Source organism: uncultured Clostridium sp. (genome assembly GCF_963515715.1).
GTDB lineage: Bacteria > Bacillota > Clostridia > Clostridiales > Clostridiaceae > Clostridium_AW.
Genome location: NZ_CAUPZS010000018.1, coordinates 67,196 through 83,147 on the forward strand (window position 1 = coordinate 67,196; position 15,952 = coordinate 83,147).

The window sequence follows — 15,952 nt, forward strand, 5'->3', positions numbered from 1 at the left end:
ATTATTCCTCCTCCACTTTAAAAGTGATTTTTTTACATTCAGGATATTTTTGGAGCATAGCTTTTGTAATTCTAAACTCCTCCATTTCTCCTGGAGTTAAAATTCTTTTTTTAATCTTCATTTCTCTTTCTTCATCAAAATATACAGATATATACTTTCCTTTATACACATTATCCACTCTAAATCTTACTTGAATAAATTTCTCTACATTATCTTTATTTATATAGTTAGGGACAGTATACCTTACTCCTTCTGTAGCTAAAAGTTTTATAGCGTCCTCTTTATTTCTAAATTTTTCTCCCTTGATATATTTTGCAGCATTCTTTCCTGACATATGGCTTTCCATGCTAACATTGTCTACCAAGTCATGAACATGCAATACATTTCCACAGGCAAATATTCCTTCTATATTAGTCTCTAAGCTTTCATTTACTACTGGACCGTTTGTAACCTTACATAACTCCACTTCTCCTTTTCTTGAAAGCTCATTTTCAGGTATAAGTCCAACGGATAAAAGTAACGTATCACAGGCTATATATTCCTCTGTTCCTGGTATAGGCTTTCTATTATCGTCTACTTTTGCTATGGTTACTCCTTCTAGCCTATCTTTGCCTTGTATATCAATAACTGTATGGCTTAATTTTAAAGGTATGTCAAAATCGTCTAAACATTGAACAATATTTCTTTTTAATCCTCCTGAATAGGGCATTAATTCTATAACTGCTTTAACCTTTGCCCCTTCTAAAGTCATTCTTCTTGCCATTATAAGCCCAATATCTCCTGAACCTAATATTACCACTTCTTTACCAGGCATATATCCCTCAATATTTACAAATTTTTGAGCGGTTCCAGCTGTAAATATGCCAGCACTTCTACTACCAGGAATATTTAGTGCCCCTCTTGGTCTTTCTCTACATCCCATAGCTAAAATTATGGATTTTGCTTTTATTTCAATTACACCATCTTCACCATTTACTGCAGTTATTACCTTATCTTTTGACAAATTAATAACCATTGTATTTAATTTATATGGAATTTCCATGTCTATAATTTGATCAACATATCTTTGTGCATATTCAGGACCAGTTAATTCTTCTTTAAATCTATGAAGTCCAAAACCATTATGAATACATTGATTTAATATTCCTCCCAATGTATTTTCTCTCTCCAATATAATGATATTATCAATACCTTCTTCTTTTGCAGAAATTGCTGCGGCAAGTCCTGCTGGTCCCCCACCAATGATGACTATATCATATTCAATCATATTTAATCCCTCCACTAATAAACATAATCCTTATTTTTTCCACCGATTAATAGATTAGAATTATTTCCAAACTTCGTTATTTCTTCTTTATCTTTATCTAATTCTTTGCATAGTATATCTATTATTCTAGAAGTACAAAAGCCCGCTTGGCATCTACCCATGCCTGCTCTAGTCCTTCTTTTAACCCCATCTAAATCCCTTGCACCCAGCGGTCTTTTTATAGCATCGATTATCTCAGCTTCTGTTACCGTTTCACATCTACATATAATTTTACCATAGGAAGGATTATTTTTAATAAGATTATTTCTTTCCTCATTATTTAAATTTTCAAATTTTATTATTCCCTTTCTTACAGGATTGAAATTCTCATTCTTTTCTGGTGATAATTTATTCTCAACTATTTCTCCTATCATTTCCGCTATAGCTGGGGCGCTAGATAATCCTGGTGATTCTATAGATGCTACGTTAATAAAATTAGGCGCATCTTTTGCCTCACCTATTATAAAATCTCCTGTATTTCCCTTTGCTCTCAGCCCTGAAAATGAAGTTATTATTCCACTTAAAGGAACTTCTTTTATACTTAATTTTCCCTTATCTAAAATATAGTCTAAGGCTTCCTTTTTTGTATTTAAATCATTCTTATCCTCTATATCTTCAGCACTAGGTCCTATTAATAGATTCCCATGTACTGTTGGTGTAACCAATACCCCTTTTCCTAGTTCTGTTGGTAACTGAAATAAAGTTTTAGAAACTAAATCCCCTGTAGCCTTATCAAATAAGCAATATTCCCCTTTTCTTGCAGTAATTTTAAACTTCTTTTCACTTACCATATTATTTAAATCATCAGCAAAAACTCCTGCCGCATTCACTATTATTTTTCCATCTATATCCCCATTACTAGTTATTAATTTATAACCATTCTCTGTTTTTACTATATTATTAACCTCTGTATTAAGTTTGAATTCTACCCCATTTACATAAGCATTTTCCGCGAAAGCTACTGTAGCTTCAAAAGGGCAAACTATTCCTCCTGTTGGTAGATATAGTGCAGCTACCACTAATTCCGATAAGTTAGGCTCTATCTCTAAGGCTTCTTCTCTGTTTAGTATGCTCATATTGGGAACACCATTTTCAATTCCTCTATCTCTTAATTCTATTAATTTATCCATGTCCTTTTCGTTAAAGCAAAGTACTAAAGAACCATTTCTTTTAAAATCAAAATCGAGTTCTTCTGAAAGTTTTGTGTACATGAAATTTCCTTTAACATTAAGTTTTGCCTTTAGGGTTCCAGGTATAGGATCTTCACCAGCATGAATTATAGCACTATTTGCTTTAGTAGTGCCCATACATATATCATTACATTTTTCTAGAACACAAGTCTTTAGTTTATATTTAGATAATTCTCTAGCTATTGAGCATCCTATTATGCCAGCTCCAACAATTACCACATCATACATATTTTTACCTCCTAAATTAAAAAAGAGCACAAATATAAGGTTTTTACCCTTAAATTTGGCTCTCTTAAACTCCGCCTATATATATTTATTTAATTTTATTTTATCACTTATTCATTTGTATTTCAAGAAAAATTCAATTAAATGGTAATACTATTTATCTTCAATTTCCTTATTTTTCCCTTTTATAAAATATATTATTAGTAAAACCAAAGGAATTATTAATGTAAAAATAGCATATATGCAAGATTCCATTTCATAGGATAGCGCTTTTCTAACATATATGGACTTTTTTAAAAATGTAAAATTATTTATTATAAATATTATAATTAGAGATGGAATTATAAATGTCTTATCATTTTTTAAATTTAAACCATAAGATATACTTTTAGATAGAAAATATATATTTAAAGAAAAATTAACAAACATCCCCATAAACCAATTAAATACTGCTACAACTTCTATTCTCTCTATAAAATTTAATAAAGATATTTGCTGTACTGTAGCTAAATAAGGAATAGACTGATGCTGCGCTTGCCTAACGCCAAATACGGCAAAAGTTGTAGTTATTATAATTACATAAAACACTGTAATTATAACATTTGAATATATAAATATTTTGTTTACATCCTCAGCTTTTTCTAATTGTGGTGCACATAGGCTTAAAAAGATTCCTTGATAAAACATAGAAGCTGCAGTTAAAGCACCATAATTAATTTCCTTAAAAGTTGAGGCTTTTAATATAGGCAATAATTCTTTAAAATCCATAATGCCTATATTCAATAGTGTAAAAATTACTACCGAAATCAAAGTTATAGGGGCAATTATTTCAGCTAATCTCCCATGAACCGATAATCCTTTGTATGCCGAGTAACTACAGCAAATTATGGCAACCCCAGTGACAATAAAGAAAGGGGTATCTGGCAAAGTTGAATTACCTAAAAAATATCCTATTAAAGATAAAACAATAGTAGAATTATAAAGAAATAATATGCTTACTATTAAAGATAATATTTTTCCTCCTGTCTTTCCAGTAAGTACTTCCCCAATTTGTATAAGAGATAGACCCTTATATCTATTGGAAAGAAATAAAATAGGAATATATATAATTAATATGTAAACTAAAGACAATATTACCACTATCCATACATCTTGATTGCTTGGATGGTTTAGTATTATAAATAAGTAAACATATGCATCAGTTGACCTAGATAATACCAAAATCATTATCATCTGATACGTTGATAGTTTTTCATAGGAATCTAACATTATCTTGTCTCCCTCCTCATAAAACTATCGTCCAATAAAGCTTCCTTCTCTAGCTTGACATTGACATTTACCACTACATCTCCATCAGTATACAATTCATTCCATCTATCTTTTACTTTTACCCAATTAGAATAATCATATCTATATGCATATTGATAGAAATCAAATATATCTGCTTTAAAGTCTTCTTGAGATTTTTTAACAGTTTTTTCGATAATTTTTTTTATACCTTCTGCAGTTAAATTTTCAATTTTTTCTATGTCCTTAACTTCTCTTAGATTATCTTCAGTCATTACTTCATTTATCATTGCCGATACTTCTACATCCACATTAATCCTTAACTTATCATCTTTAATGTCCACAAAATTCTTAGCCTTTGAATTTAGAATTTTCGCCGTATAAAATTTATATTCTTCTTCTGAAGGTGAAACTATTACACCACTCTTTATATTGTTTTTTATAAAATTATATCCCATGGTTTCAAACCCGTTTAAATATCCCGCTAACTTATCTTTTATGAAAATAGCTAAACCTTCTATATTTAAATCGTCATAATTTCCATCACTATTTTTCACATCATTATTTTCTCTGCTTAGCACCCCTGTGACATAAATTTGAGAACCTTCACTATAATATTGTTTAACTAAATCTCTAAGTTTTACAGGAGTTACTTTCCCATTGTATTTCGAATTCTTTATTAAATACTCAATATGATTTGATAATAGTTTTTCTATTCCATATGACTCTATAAATAAATCTTCAGATTTATTATCTTTTCCTACTAATATGTAAGTTCCTGGATTTACTTCATAGTCCCTATTCCAAAAATCTAAATATTTCAATATTCCATCTTTTGCTGCTTCTTCGCCAAACATAAGTATCTTTGCATGGGGAAAGTACAACTTTCTATCGAATATTAGTGTGGCATTTCTTATAGCTTCAAAAGTTGTTGTACCTTCTGCTTGCGCAAATATGGATCTATTACTACTACCGATATTTTTATCTTTTCTATTAGATGGATCTACTACTTCAAAATTAAGTTTAACCTTTTTATTCTCCATATCATGGCCAATCATAGTAACTATTCCATACTCATTTAATTCCATCTTTCCAAAACATCCATAGAATAAAAATGCAGTAGAAATAGTCAGTAATACCACAATCCTCTTTCTCCTATTCATTCTTTTCTTTCTCCTGTTCATTTTTTCTAGTTAAATTATCTTCGGCTAGATATTTAGGTCTTTTATTCATTTTAAATATAGGAAATTTAACAATGGAATCTTTAAAGTTTCCAAGTGGTGAGAAAGTATACATATATGGAACTCCAAAAGATTTTATAGTGATCATATGAGTAAGCATAATATAAAACCCAACGATGATTCCATATATGCCTAAAGAACCTCCTAAGATAATAAATATAATTCTACTTATAGTAATAGGTTGTGAAAGATTTGGAGTTAAAAAGGCTGTTAATCCCGTAAGTGCTATAATCATTACCATGGGTGCTGATATAAGTCCTGCATTAACGCCAGCCTCTCCTAATATTAGTGCTCCTACTATGCTAATTGCAGGACCTATAGCTCTAGGTAATCTAATTCCTGATTCTTTTAAAAGTTCAAAGAAAAAATTCATAAGTAAAGCTTCTATTGCTGATGGAAATGGAACTCCTTCTCTTGCCGAAGTCATACTAATTAATAAAATAGTAGGTATCATTTCTTGATGGAATGTTTGTAAAGCTACATAAATTCCTGGTAAAAAAACACTAATTGAAACAGAAATACCCCTTATTATTCTTAAATAAGAAGATATTATGGTTCTATCGTAATAATCTTCGCTGGTTTGCATATTTTCTACAAAGAGGTATGGAACTGTAAGCACATGTGGAGTTCCATCACAAAATATAGCAACCCTTCCTTCTAGTATTTTTCCACTAACCACATCTGGTTTTTGAGTATTTCCTACTGTAGTAAAAATTGAATAGGGATTATCTTCTATGAATTGCTCTATATATCCAGATTCTAATATGGCGTCTATCTTAATTTTATTAACTCTTCTTTTTACTTCTTCTATTATTTCCTGCTTTGCAATTCCATTAAGATAACATATAGCTACATCAGTTCTTGACTTTTCCCCAAGTTTAATTTTTTCAACTTTAAGATCTGTATCCTTAATCTTCCTTCTTAGAAGAGCTATATTTATATCAATATTTTCTATAAAGCCTTCCTTAGGGCCCCTTATCACAGTTTCATTATCAGGTTCTTCCACTCTTCTGCCCAAATTATATTTGCCATTTACATTTAAAGCGGACTTTTCCCCTTCTACAAATAAAATAGCGTTGCCAGATAATATTTTTTCTATAGCATCTTTATAAGACAAAAGTTTTTCTACTTCACATTCTGTAATAACTGACTGAATAATATATTCAATTGCTCCCTTACTCGGAAGTATAACTTCATCTTCCATAATAGGATTTATCATTTGATTGTCTATGATCCTCTTATCTACAAGCAATGATATATAACAAATCAACCCTTTTGTTTTTTCTGATCCAAACACTACTTCTTTATAAATAAAATCACTACAATTTTCAAAGTCTTTAATTAACCTTTTTTTTACCTCTTCTATAGATTCAGGTATAGTTTCGTAACTGTAATTATAATTAGACTTATTGCTTACCTTATCATTTACTTTTTTAAGAGTAATATATTTACACATATTTATTAACTTAGAAAACATATCAATTCACCCATTAGTAGTTTTTTACTATAATTAGTTTTTATACATTAAGTAACAAAAAAGTATAAAGGCGCTTCTTTAAGAAACGCCTCGTAATTATAGTTTAAATTTATTTACTAATCCATTTAATCGTTGAGCTAATTCTGCTTGATTTTCAGCAGATTGAACTACTTGTTCTATAGACTGAGTGGTTGATAATACACTATTCATTATTTCACTAGAATTGGAAGATGTAGATTGTGCAGAGGAAGCTATATCTTGTATTACTTTGGTCATTTCATCTACTGTTGAATTTATTTCTTCCGCCATTGCGGCTATATTCTCTGACATATCATTAACAAATCTAGCATCCTGATCATAACTATTTCCCGTATCAACTAATAGTTGATAATCTCCCCTAACATTTTTATCAACAAATTCTAATAACTCTTGAGAATTTATTGATACATTCTTAAATGCATTTTGCACTTTTTCTATTACATCTTTTATGCTTTTTACATTGCTTGAAGATTGTTCTGCAAGCTTTCTAATTTCATCTGCCACTACTGCAAATCCGTTTCCTTTCTCCCCTGCTCTTGCAGCCTCTATGGCTGCATTAAGCGCTAATAAATTTGTCTGTTCTGCTATCTCTGCTATAGAATCTGCCATAACTTTTATATCTTCTACTACCTTTCCTTCCTCTATGGCTTTTGTTATATCTTTATGTTTAACATCATATATTCTATCCGTCAATTCTTTCGATGATACACCCTTTGTCCTTATACTTTCTGCTCTATTTTTAATATTAAAAGACTGATTACTTCCATCTGTAGCTTTACCGGATAAATCATTTATTCCTGCATTTATCTCTTCTGCTGATGCTGAAATTTCTTGAGTTATAGCACTAGCTTCTTGTGTATCCCTTACAATTTCTTTAGTAAAATTATTAATACTGTTCATTTTTAAACTAATATTTTTAGTGGTATCATATAATTCCTCACTAGCAATGGACATATTATGAGATTCGCCTGTGATATCCTTGATTAATGTTTTTATATTATTTCTCGCATTATTTAAAGCATCAGAAAGTTGTCCAAATTCATCTTTAGAGTTAATATTAATTTCATAGGTTAAATCCCCATTACTAATAGCTTCTGCAAAATTTAGCCCTTTATTAATTGAATTAGCTATATATTTTGATATAAATAATGATAAAATAATCGTTACTAAAATAGTAAATATAATTGATGAATACATTATAACGGTAACATTTTTGTATATTAAATAATTATTATCATCAGATTTTTTTGCCTGTTCCAAGTTCATCTGGATAATTTTATCTAACTCATTTGACATATCATCTCTAAGTGCTATTATATCTGTCCAACCCTTTTGGGCATCACTGTATTTATTTTTCTTTACTAGCTCTATAGCATTTTCTCTTATATCCCTATATCGCTCTAATTTTTCTTTAAAATTTCCCCAATTTTCTTTTTCCCAATTCATTAAATTTTCTTTTTCATACTCGTTTATTATTTTAGTATTTTCTTCTTTTAGTCTTTCGATATTTTTTATTCTTTCTTCCTTACTTTTATTATCCCCGTTCATCTCAAATATCAAATCTTGAAGTTCTCCACGTAAATTTAATAAGTTAGTATTAAGGGAGTATAAATGATCTACGCTCTTTAAATTAGCTTTGTACATATCAGAGGAGTTATTATTGACTTTTCTTATACTGGAAATTCCAACTCCGCCTATAGAAATAATGATAGCTACTAAGATAAAATAAGATAGTAATAATTTTGTTCGAATTTTAAAGTTTTTTAATACATTCATATTTTCAGCTCCTTTTTTAAAATTTTCCCATAACTTTTTTTTATAATTTAATATAATTTAATATTTTTCTACAAAATACAACAAAATATTTCTATATTCATTTTACTACATTTATGATATTTTGGATATATATAGAATAAAAAATCTCCTTGTATTTCTTTCTAGTACAAGGAGATTTTTTATTTACTATAATTCACTTTTAACTATTTCTTTTATAATAGATTCTAATTTTATGTATACATCTTCTCTTAAATTTTGGATTATATATATTTGTTCTAAGTTTTCCTTAGTCCATGTAAAAATTTTATCCGTATATTCTAAATATTCTTCAACAGATAAGCATCCATCTTTTACATTTAATAAAAATTTTTTCTCTTCCCTATCTTCTTCATAGCATATGGATTTTTTAAAATCGTTAAAATTATTTTCCTTAAATCTCTTTAAAAAATATAGCACTCTTATACTATGCATGGCCTGTTTTGTGTCATATCCATATTTATCCATTAAATGTTGTGTTCCTTCTGTGCACTTATAAATTAATTTTTTCTTATTTAAATGCATTCCCATACAAGTATGATATAACTGTGGTAAATTCATTCTTGCAATATCATCTTTCATTTCAAATATTTCTGATAAAAATTCTTTTGTATGTTCCTTTATACTAGGAGAGATTATTATTTCATTACTAAATAACAATTCCATAAAATTTATATTAGATTTCCACCAAAGACTTGGTATTTTTCTTATATCATGTATATCTAAATCTTCAAGCTCTCCTATAATTGATTTACTAAATTGTTTATTAAAATATAGGTCATCAAAGGTTGGAGCTACAAAAACCTTATAATCCTTATCACTACTTATTGTATTTAAACTATAATTATAACTTCCAACTAAAGCTCTAAAGATTTCTTTTCTTCCTTCTAAATACATATACATCACCTGCTTAATAAATTGTATGACTTTACTTTCCAATTCTGTCTTACTATAAGCTTCATTAGAACATTCTACCACACCATCTAGATTTCTAGATACTTTTTCAATATCATAGTAATTATTATAGGTGGCAACATTATTATAAATGCAATAATAGGAAAAACTCCACAGGTCATATCCTGTGGAGCCTCATTGCTCTCTTGCACATAATTGCCCTAACTATAATGTACTATTATATGAAAACCCCGTCAATAATCGTCTAATACAATAAGGATGAATTATTGTCTGCTATTGACTGATAACAGTCATCATTATATCAATAATCATAGTCATCGTCATAGTCATCATAATCATCATAGTCATCGTCATAGAAATAAGGCCATGGTCCAAAAAAGAAGAATGGATTAAAAAAACGACGACCGAAGCCGAATCCTCCGCCGTGACCATGGCCGAAGCCGCCACCATGTCCAAAACCACCACCATGACCAAAGCCACCGCCACCATGACCGAAACCACCGCCGCCATGACCAAAGCCACCACCACCATGACCAAAGCCACCACCACCACCATGACCTCCGCCACCATGGCCACCAGGTCTGAAACCCGATCTAGTCATGTCTATCCCCTCATAGTTCATATATGGGCACATTCCATAAGGTGGTATGATTGGATAGCCATTACTATTATTTAGACTGCCGTTTTCATAATACATTAATATACCCCCAAATAATTTAACTACAATATTAAAATATGTAATATTTTCAAAAACGTTCCATGACTTTAAAAATAAAAAAGCCAGTAGAATTATTAATTCTACTGACTTTATATGGCAGGGGCACGAGGACTTGAACCCGGAACCAACGGTTTTGGAGTTCGATAAAGCTTGTCTATTTATTTATCTATTCTTTTTAAAAATTAGCATTATCAATTATTCCATTCGTTCCCCAAGAATTAAATTATTATTGTTTTCTAGACTTTAAATATTTTTGTACAACCAAAAGACAACCATCAATTACCCTTAATTATCAACTCCTTTACCTCTAATAGTAGTTGCATTAATCTTTTATTTTCGTTTCTTAAAGTTTCAATTTCTAATACTAGTTCATCTTTTGTCTCTTTCATTAGTATCCCTCCAAAAAATTCCCCAGTGGCTAATATAATTTTAACACCTCTGGATATAGTTGTAAAGAACTTATGTTCTCGTTGTATTTTATAATTTAATAAGTACAATGCATTGCTTACATATTTATTGTAGCACGAAAAAGCATTCCCTCTAGGAATATATCGACATGGTTTTCATTTGGGATAATTTGCTTGTTTTATTTTGTCGAAGAGTATGCAAAAATCATATTAATAAAAGCTTTCGAGGGAATATGATGTTGAAAGATGCAAGAAAAAAGAAGGGATTGTCGCAGAAAAGTTTGGCTGAAAGGCTAGGGATAACGCAATCTTATCTTAGTAGATTAGAAAATAGAGATAAATATGATAAAAAGGTAACTGTAGATTTAGCTAAAAGAATTTCTGAAGAATTGGACTTGAAGCTTATAGATGTAGTTTTGTATTTCTGTAACTAAAGTAAAGCTTAGCTTTATTTTCACATATACAAAATAAATAGTTACTTTACTTTCCCCTCTTTATAGCAACTTGTAATTTAAACTTAGCTTATAAGTTACAAGTTTGGAGGGATTAAGTTGTTTGCAACCATATTGAAAAACTTAAGGGAAGAATTTGAAATGACGCAGGAGCAGGTAGGTAAGTTATTAAATATAACTAAGCAAGCCATATACAGTTATGAAAAAGGTGAAAATGAGCCTACAATAGATGCTATAGTTAAAATCGCCGATGTGTTTAATGTAAGTGTGGATTATTTGTTAGGCAGGACTAAACAAAGAGAAAATCTATACATAAAGAATGAATTGCTTTTAGAAGCGATTAATGATAAATACAAGAAAAGAATATTAATAGATGTATGTAAGAGTTTGGATAATTATAATTTAGTTGTTAAATAGAAAAAATAAAACCTTGGAGTAAATCCAAGGTCATTTTTTATTTAGTTGGTGTGAATTTTATATTATTAAGGCCAGATATATTTATAATATCTCCATTCTTTAGATTTACGGTTACTTTTTCAACTCCTATTGTTCCAGAAGTTCCAAGGATTTCATTCACCTTAGCCTTTCCATCCTCTCCGTATACAATAAAGTTTCCGGAGCCTTTCGCCACAGATACAGTATACCTACCCTGTGTCACAGTAGTACCTACAAACCAATAACCGGAACATAGTGTTGTAGCCGCATATGGGCGTAAGACATTTTTAACTGGCTTTGGATTAACTGCCATACCTTTTATTTTTATCGTAAAGCCGTCTCCTAATGGCACTCTGTACCTGGTAATCCCGAAGTCGTTAGAAGTACCCCCTATTTCGTTAGTTACCAATCTTCCCTCGTTATCGTAAATATTAAGATTACCGGAGCCGCCAAAAGTAAGGTCATACACAAATGGATCTAAATGCTGCCCCACTACAAACTCTCCTGCATTTAAAGTCTTACTATTTTTAATAACAAACATCCGCCAATCTGATTCTTCTTTTTCTTTTGCTATTCTTGCTGCTTCTTTTTCTGCCTCAAGTTCCTCTGGTGTCTTTTCTTTTTGCACTTCTTGTTTTGTAGTATTCACATCTGCATTACTTTGCGAACTCCCGCAAGCCGTAAATGTAAAGGTGAATAATACTGAAATTATAAAAATACTAATCTTTTTAAACATAAACCTACCTCCCATTAATCCCTTTGGTATCTACATATTAACAAACTATGTACATTCTTGTAAATACTAGGAAGAGGTGATTATTATTCCATTCTACTAAATCAAACACTAAATTACATACTAAAAAGGTACTAAATTGATTTAGTACCCAAATAGCCTTTAAACTATTGATATTTCTATATTTATCTTAAATAAAATTCTTATGATACTTATAGTATTATATAATTTACTCCTTTTATTTTTTCTCTTACTTCCCTTTTACTTATAATCCAGAACTCATACTCCACCTTAGCTTTATTCAATATATCTTTTATACTATTTATTTTATCTTTTTTAGTCCTATTATATATATCTATCTCTATTACCAGTAACTTTTCTGTTTTTAAAATTATTATACAATCTACAATAAAGTTTTTTATTTTATATTCCCTCTGAACTAGTTTAATATTGTCTTTATGTTTTATTATAAAATCATTCAAAACTAGGCTGTGAAAAGAAGGTAGCTTTTTAACATAATAAACCTTTTTACCTAACACAGGGTGAACTGCTACTCTAAGAAATTTGTTATCTGATAATTTTTTAAGTCTAATACTGCAAGTTGTATAATTAGTAAAGAATAATTTATTTATCTGCTCTATAGTTGCCCCTCTATTATCTGTTATCCATTCTATTATCTCCGTATCTCTAGATGTTAATTGCATTTAGAATATCTAGTATATCTTGTTTAGGTTCAATTGGAGCAACTTCTTTTGGTTTTTCTATTATCCTATCTTTAATGTTTTCCATAACCATATCATGGGTTATTGTATAGCTATAACCTTGCTGTTCTTCCAAGGTTCTTACTATAAGCTCTCTTTCCTGTAACTTACTAGCATTTCCGTTCCCTAAAACAACTATTGCCGCAGGTTGGTCTGCTATTTTTAAACTCACCCTAGTGCATAATTGCGCCTTAATATCCGAAGGTATAGAATCGTTGGTCGGTTTTTGAAGTGATGTGACCAAAAATGCTCCACTGCTCCTACCTACATTTACTAGATTCTTTATATGCTTAAGACATTGTGCTTTAAGTTTCTTTTCTTCTCCACTATCACCTTTACTTACATTCAAAAATGAAAATTCTTCTATGAATACATAAATATATTTAAGTTTATTATAAGAGTTCTTATTGTAATCCTCTATATTGTAATACCCTTTAGTATTGTCTATTAACCTTTCTCTGCGCCTACATTCTTTATCTATCTTTTTAAGAGCTTCCAAAACTTCTTCTAATGTTTTAGAATTAACTTTAACCTGTTTACAGTTACTAAATACACCTAAGTCATTTTTTCTAACTTGTAATAAATAAAGCTCTATATTATTACAATACTTAATTAGATTAGTCAGTATAAGTAATAATATTCTACTCTTACCAGTGCCAGTATCACCACCAATAAGCATATGAGGGAACTTATTCATGTCTACTATTATTGGACTTATTAATCCATCCGCAATTAATAGCTTGTTTCCTGGTAATTTTAGTGGTGTATACTCTTTAAATTTATAGTCTTTAATACAATACATATCTACCATATTACCTTCTGTTTTTAACTGTATAGACTTATATCCCAAGCCCTCCTTAAATATGCTTAAATCCTTCTCTAGCTGTTCTACTGTGTAACCATAAGGTAATTCTATCTTTATTATATGTCCGTATTCTGTACGCTCTATAGACCATATCTTTAGAGTTTTTTCTAGCTTATTAGTAAATTCTCCCTTAGAGTAAGTTATCTCTTTCCATTTCCTTCGTATATTTAATTTATCCCAGTTCTTGCATGTGTACACTATCCCACTAGCCATTAAAAACTCTGTAATCATCTTTTCTTCTTCTCCGGAAAGATTGCTTGTAATGCAATTAAAGTGCTAAGTAAAGTTATAAATTGTGTATAACTATCAGTTAGTAAATTTTTAATAAAATCTAATATAAGCTTATCTAGTGCAAACATTCCCCTTTACCTCCTCAAATTCTTTATGCTTTAAATAAAATTCTATAGCATCCTTTATAAAATCACTCTTTTCCTCCAAGGCATCCACATATGTGTACAACTTTAAATCTCTACTAGTTTGCTTAAAGCTTACAGCAATTCTTGGCATTTATTACAACTCCTTTTGGTAGTTCTTTACTATATCCTATGCAAGACCTACTGAAAAGTTTCCTAATATTACACAAAATTTAATAAAATTATATTAAATCTAATTTGAAGAAACTTATTGCATAAAAAAAGAACCTATTCACTTGTAGGTTCTTCATAATAAATAATATCTTCCATTCGCATATTTAATTTTTTGGCTATTAAATATAATCCTTCCGTAGTTGGCTGGCTAAAATTATTTTCAAATTTACTATATATAGATTTTTTTAGTCCTAAGAAGTCTGCAAAATCCTTTTGTTTCTTATATCCTAAACTTAATCTAATTTCCAGCAGTCTATTCTTTATACCCATATAACCACCCCATATTATTATAATATTCTTCAATTGTATATTATTTCCTCCAAATGCCAATAATTTAGACAAAACTTATTTGAGGTGATTCTATGCAATTATTAAACATTATTTCTATTGCAGGGTCTATACTATTCTTTATGTTGACACTTTTATGTTTGTATATTTTACTTATGTTGTTTTTATACTCAATTATTGATTAAGAAAATGATATTAAAGTTGTTGATAAAATAAAAAAGGTAGCCTAGTTTTCTAAGCTATCTTTTTTAGATTCCTCACGCTTTTGTTTTGCAACTTCAACAGGACAAGTCTCAAAGTCTCCTTCTGTTCTCATCAAACATTTTGTGTAGATGCACTCTTTGCAGTTCATTAGCTTCACTCCTCTTCAATATAATTTTATAGTTAAAGCAACTTTTAGGCAAATAAAAAAAGGTAGCACAGGATTTCTCCCGCACTACCTCTTAATTATACTTCTTTTATGTATGCATCTTTATAACCTTTAGATTTTATTTCTTTTAAAAGGTTTTCTGCGTATACTTTGTTTTCAAATGAACCTACTTGCACCTTATATGATTTTTTATTTGTATTCGCTTTTAGTTTTTTAGCTACAGAATCTTTAATTGCTTTCTTGGTTTGTTCTCCTACAATACCATCTATAGAAAGCCAAGTATGTAGCCTTTGGAACTCCTTAACCGCATTTACGGTATCATTTCCGTAATATCCGTCTACGCTTATATTTAATCCTAATGTTGCTAGATCTCTTTGTAAGTCTTTAATATCTTCCCCATACATTAATGGACTTGTTAAAGATAGAAGCTTTTGAGTATATCCTCCCTTAATGGCGTTCTTGATTTCTTCCAAGGGATAATTCTTACCAGGACAATCTGTAGCCATTAGCTCTCTATGTCCTTTTATAGAGCTTATATTATACTTATCTTTTAAATGTGTACATAGTTCTATAATAGCTTGCCTCTGTATCGCTGGCATTGTTTCTTTATTGTAACTACCTTCTGCACATATACCAAGACTATTAGTGTTAAATCCTGCCGTATGAGCTCCTATTGCATTGTCTGGTCTACCTTGCCATATACTTCCGTCTTTCCCAATAAAATAATGATAACCACAACCTGCCCAATCATTATTTAAATGCCATTGGTGTATATCCCCTATACTACACTTTGAAGCTTCTGCATGGTGCAAGACAATCATCTTTGGATTGTTACCGTAGGATA

18 protein-coding genes are annotated in these 15,952 nt (G+C 30.0%); 2 read left to right on the plus strand and 16 right to left on the minus strand.

Annotation, left to right across the window (positions count from 1 at the left end):
• Nucleotide 1: 1 nt before the first annotated feature.
• The 8 genes from RYO54_RS12975 to RYO54_RS13010 form a co-directional block, all read right to left on the minus strand.
• Complete coding sequence (locus RYO54_RS12975; RefSeq protein ID WP_315119443.1) at nt 2–1,267, minus strand: FAD-dependent oxidoreductase; 1,266 nt, start codon at nt 1,265–1,267, stop codon at nt 2–4.
• Between the two features lie 14 nt (nt 1,268–1,281).
• Entirely contained in the window at nt 1,282–2,724 is a 1,443-nt protein-coding gene (locus RYO54_RS12980) for an NAD(P)/FAD-dependent oxidoreductase (protein WP_315119445.1), read from the minus strand.
• Between the two features lie 150 nt (nt 2,725–2,874).
• Nucleotides 2,875–3,990, minus strand: a complete 1,116-nt coding sequence (locus RYO54_RS12985) for an endospore germination permease (RefSeq protein ID WP_315119448.1) — start codon at nt 3,988–3,990, stop codon at nt 2,875–2,877.
• Nucleotides 3,990–5,171 (minus strand): Ger(x)C family spore germination protein, encoded by a 1,182-nt coding sequence (locus tag RYO54_RS12990; protein WP_315119452.1) that lies wholly within the window; start codon nt 5,169–5,171, stop codon nt 3,990–3,992. The genes RYO54_RS12985 and RYO54_RS12990 overlap by 1 nt, the downstream gene beginning before the upstream one ends.
• Nucleotides 5,164–6,726 carry a spore germination protein gene (locus tag RYO54_RS12995; protein WP_315119454.1) on the minus strand — a complete coding sequence of 521 codons (1,563 nt, stop codon included), beginning with the start codon at nt 6,724–6,726 and terminating at the stop codon, nt 5,164–5,166. The genes RYO54_RS12990 and RYO54_RS12995 overlap by 8 nt, the downstream gene beginning before the upstream one ends.
• 96 nt (nt 6,727–6,822) lie before the next feature.
• Nucleotides 6,823–8,541 carry a methyl-accepting chemotaxis protein gene (locus tag RYO54_RS13000; RefSeq protein WP_315119456.1) on the minus strand — a complete coding sequence of 573 codons (1,719 nt, stop codon included), beginning with the start codon at nt 8,539–8,541 and terminating at the stop codon, nt 6,823–6,825.
• A gap of 186 nt (nt 8,542–8,727) precedes the next feature.
• Nucleotides 8,728–9,555, minus strand: coding sequence for a DNA polymerase beta superfamily protein (locus RYO54_RS13005; protein WP_315119459.1), 828 nt, complete (start codon nt 9,553–9,555; stop codon nt 8,728–8,730).
• A gap of 238 nt (nt 9,556–9,793) precedes the next feature.
• The gene (locus RYO54_RS13010) at nt 9,794–10,189 is read right to left on the minus strand and encodes a hypothetical protein (protein ID WP_315119462.1); all 396 of its coding nucleotides are present in this window, start codon (nt 10,187–10,189) and stop codon (nt 9,794–9,796) included.
• 664 nt (nt 10,190–10,853) lie between these two features.
• Between RYO54_RS13010 and RYO54_RS13015 the strand changes: the two genes are divergently transcribed.
• Nucleotides 10,854–11,051, plus strand: coding sequence for a helix-turn-helix transcriptional regulator (locus RYO54_RS13015; protein WP_315119464.1), 198 nt, complete (start codon nt 10,854–10,856; stop codon nt 11,049–11,051).
• A 117-nt stretch (nt 11,052–11,168) separates the two neighbouring features.
• Entirely contained in the window at nt 11,169–11,486 is a 318-nt protein-coding gene (locus RYO54_RS13020; protein ID WP_315119467.1) for a helix-turn-helix transcriptional regulator, read from the plus strand.
• A 37-nt stretch (nt 11,487–11,523) separates the two neighbouring features.
• On the opposite strand, the gene RYO54_RS13025 is transcribed toward RYO54_RS13020, so the two are convergent.
• The 8 genes from RYO54_RS13025 to RYO54_RS13060 all read right to left on the minus strand — a co-directional run.
• Nucleotides 11,524–12,240: a hypothetical protein gene (locus tag RYO54_RS13025; RefSeq protein ID WP_315119469.1), complete on the minus strand. Its 717-nt coding sequence runs from the start codon at nt 12,238–12,240 to the stop codon at nt 11,524–11,526.
• Nucleotides 12,241–12,449: 209 nt separating this feature from the next.
• Nucleotides 12,450–12,941 carry a hypothetical protein gene (locus RYO54_RS13030; RefSeq protein WP_315119473.1) on the minus strand — a complete coding sequence of 164 codons (492 nt, stop codon included), beginning with the start codon at nt 12,939–12,941 and terminating at the stop codon, nt 12,450–12,452.
• A complete protein-coding gene (locus RYO54_RS13035) occupies nt 12,925–14,094 on the minus strand; it encodes an FtsK/SpoIIIE domain-containing protein (RefSeq protein WP_315119475.1) in 1,170 nt (389 codons plus the stop codon). Before RYO54_RS13035 ends, RYO54_RS13030 begins: the two co-directional genes overlap by 17 nt.
• On the minus strand, nt 14,091–14,222 hold the full coding sequence (locus tag RYO54_RS13040; RefSeq protein ID WP_315119478.1) for a hypothetical protein: 132 nt from the start codon (nt 14,220–14,222) through the stop codon (nt 14,091–14,093). The genes RYO54_RS13035 and RYO54_RS13040 overlap by 4 nt, the downstream gene beginning before the upstream one ends.
• A complete protein-coding gene (locus RYO54_RS13045) occupies nt 14,206–14,370 on the minus strand; it encodes a hypothetical protein (RefSeq protein WP_315119481.1) in 165 nt (54 codons plus the stop codon). The genes RYO54_RS13040 and RYO54_RS13045 overlap by 17 nt, the downstream gene beginning before the upstream one ends.
• 134 nt (nt 14,371–14,504) lie before the next feature.
• Nucleotides 14,505–14,720 carry a helix-turn-helix transcriptional regulator gene (locus RYO54_RS13050; protein ID WP_315119484.1) on the minus strand — a complete coding sequence of 72 codons (216 nt, stop codon included), beginning with the start codon at nt 14,718–14,720 and terminating at the stop codon, nt 14,505–14,507.
• Between the two features lie 244 nt (nt 14,721–14,964).
• Nucleotides 14,965–15,090, minus strand: coding sequence for a hypothetical protein (locus tag RYO54_RS13055; RefSeq protein ID WP_315119487.1), 126 nt, complete (start codon nt 15,088–15,090; stop codon nt 14,965–14,967).
• Between the two features lie 95 nt (nt 15,091–15,185).
• Nucleotides 15,186–15,952 (minus strand): N-acetylmuramoyl-L-alanine amidase (locus RYO54_RS13060; protein WP_315119488.1); only part of this gene is annotated, 767 nt, incomplete at its 5' end.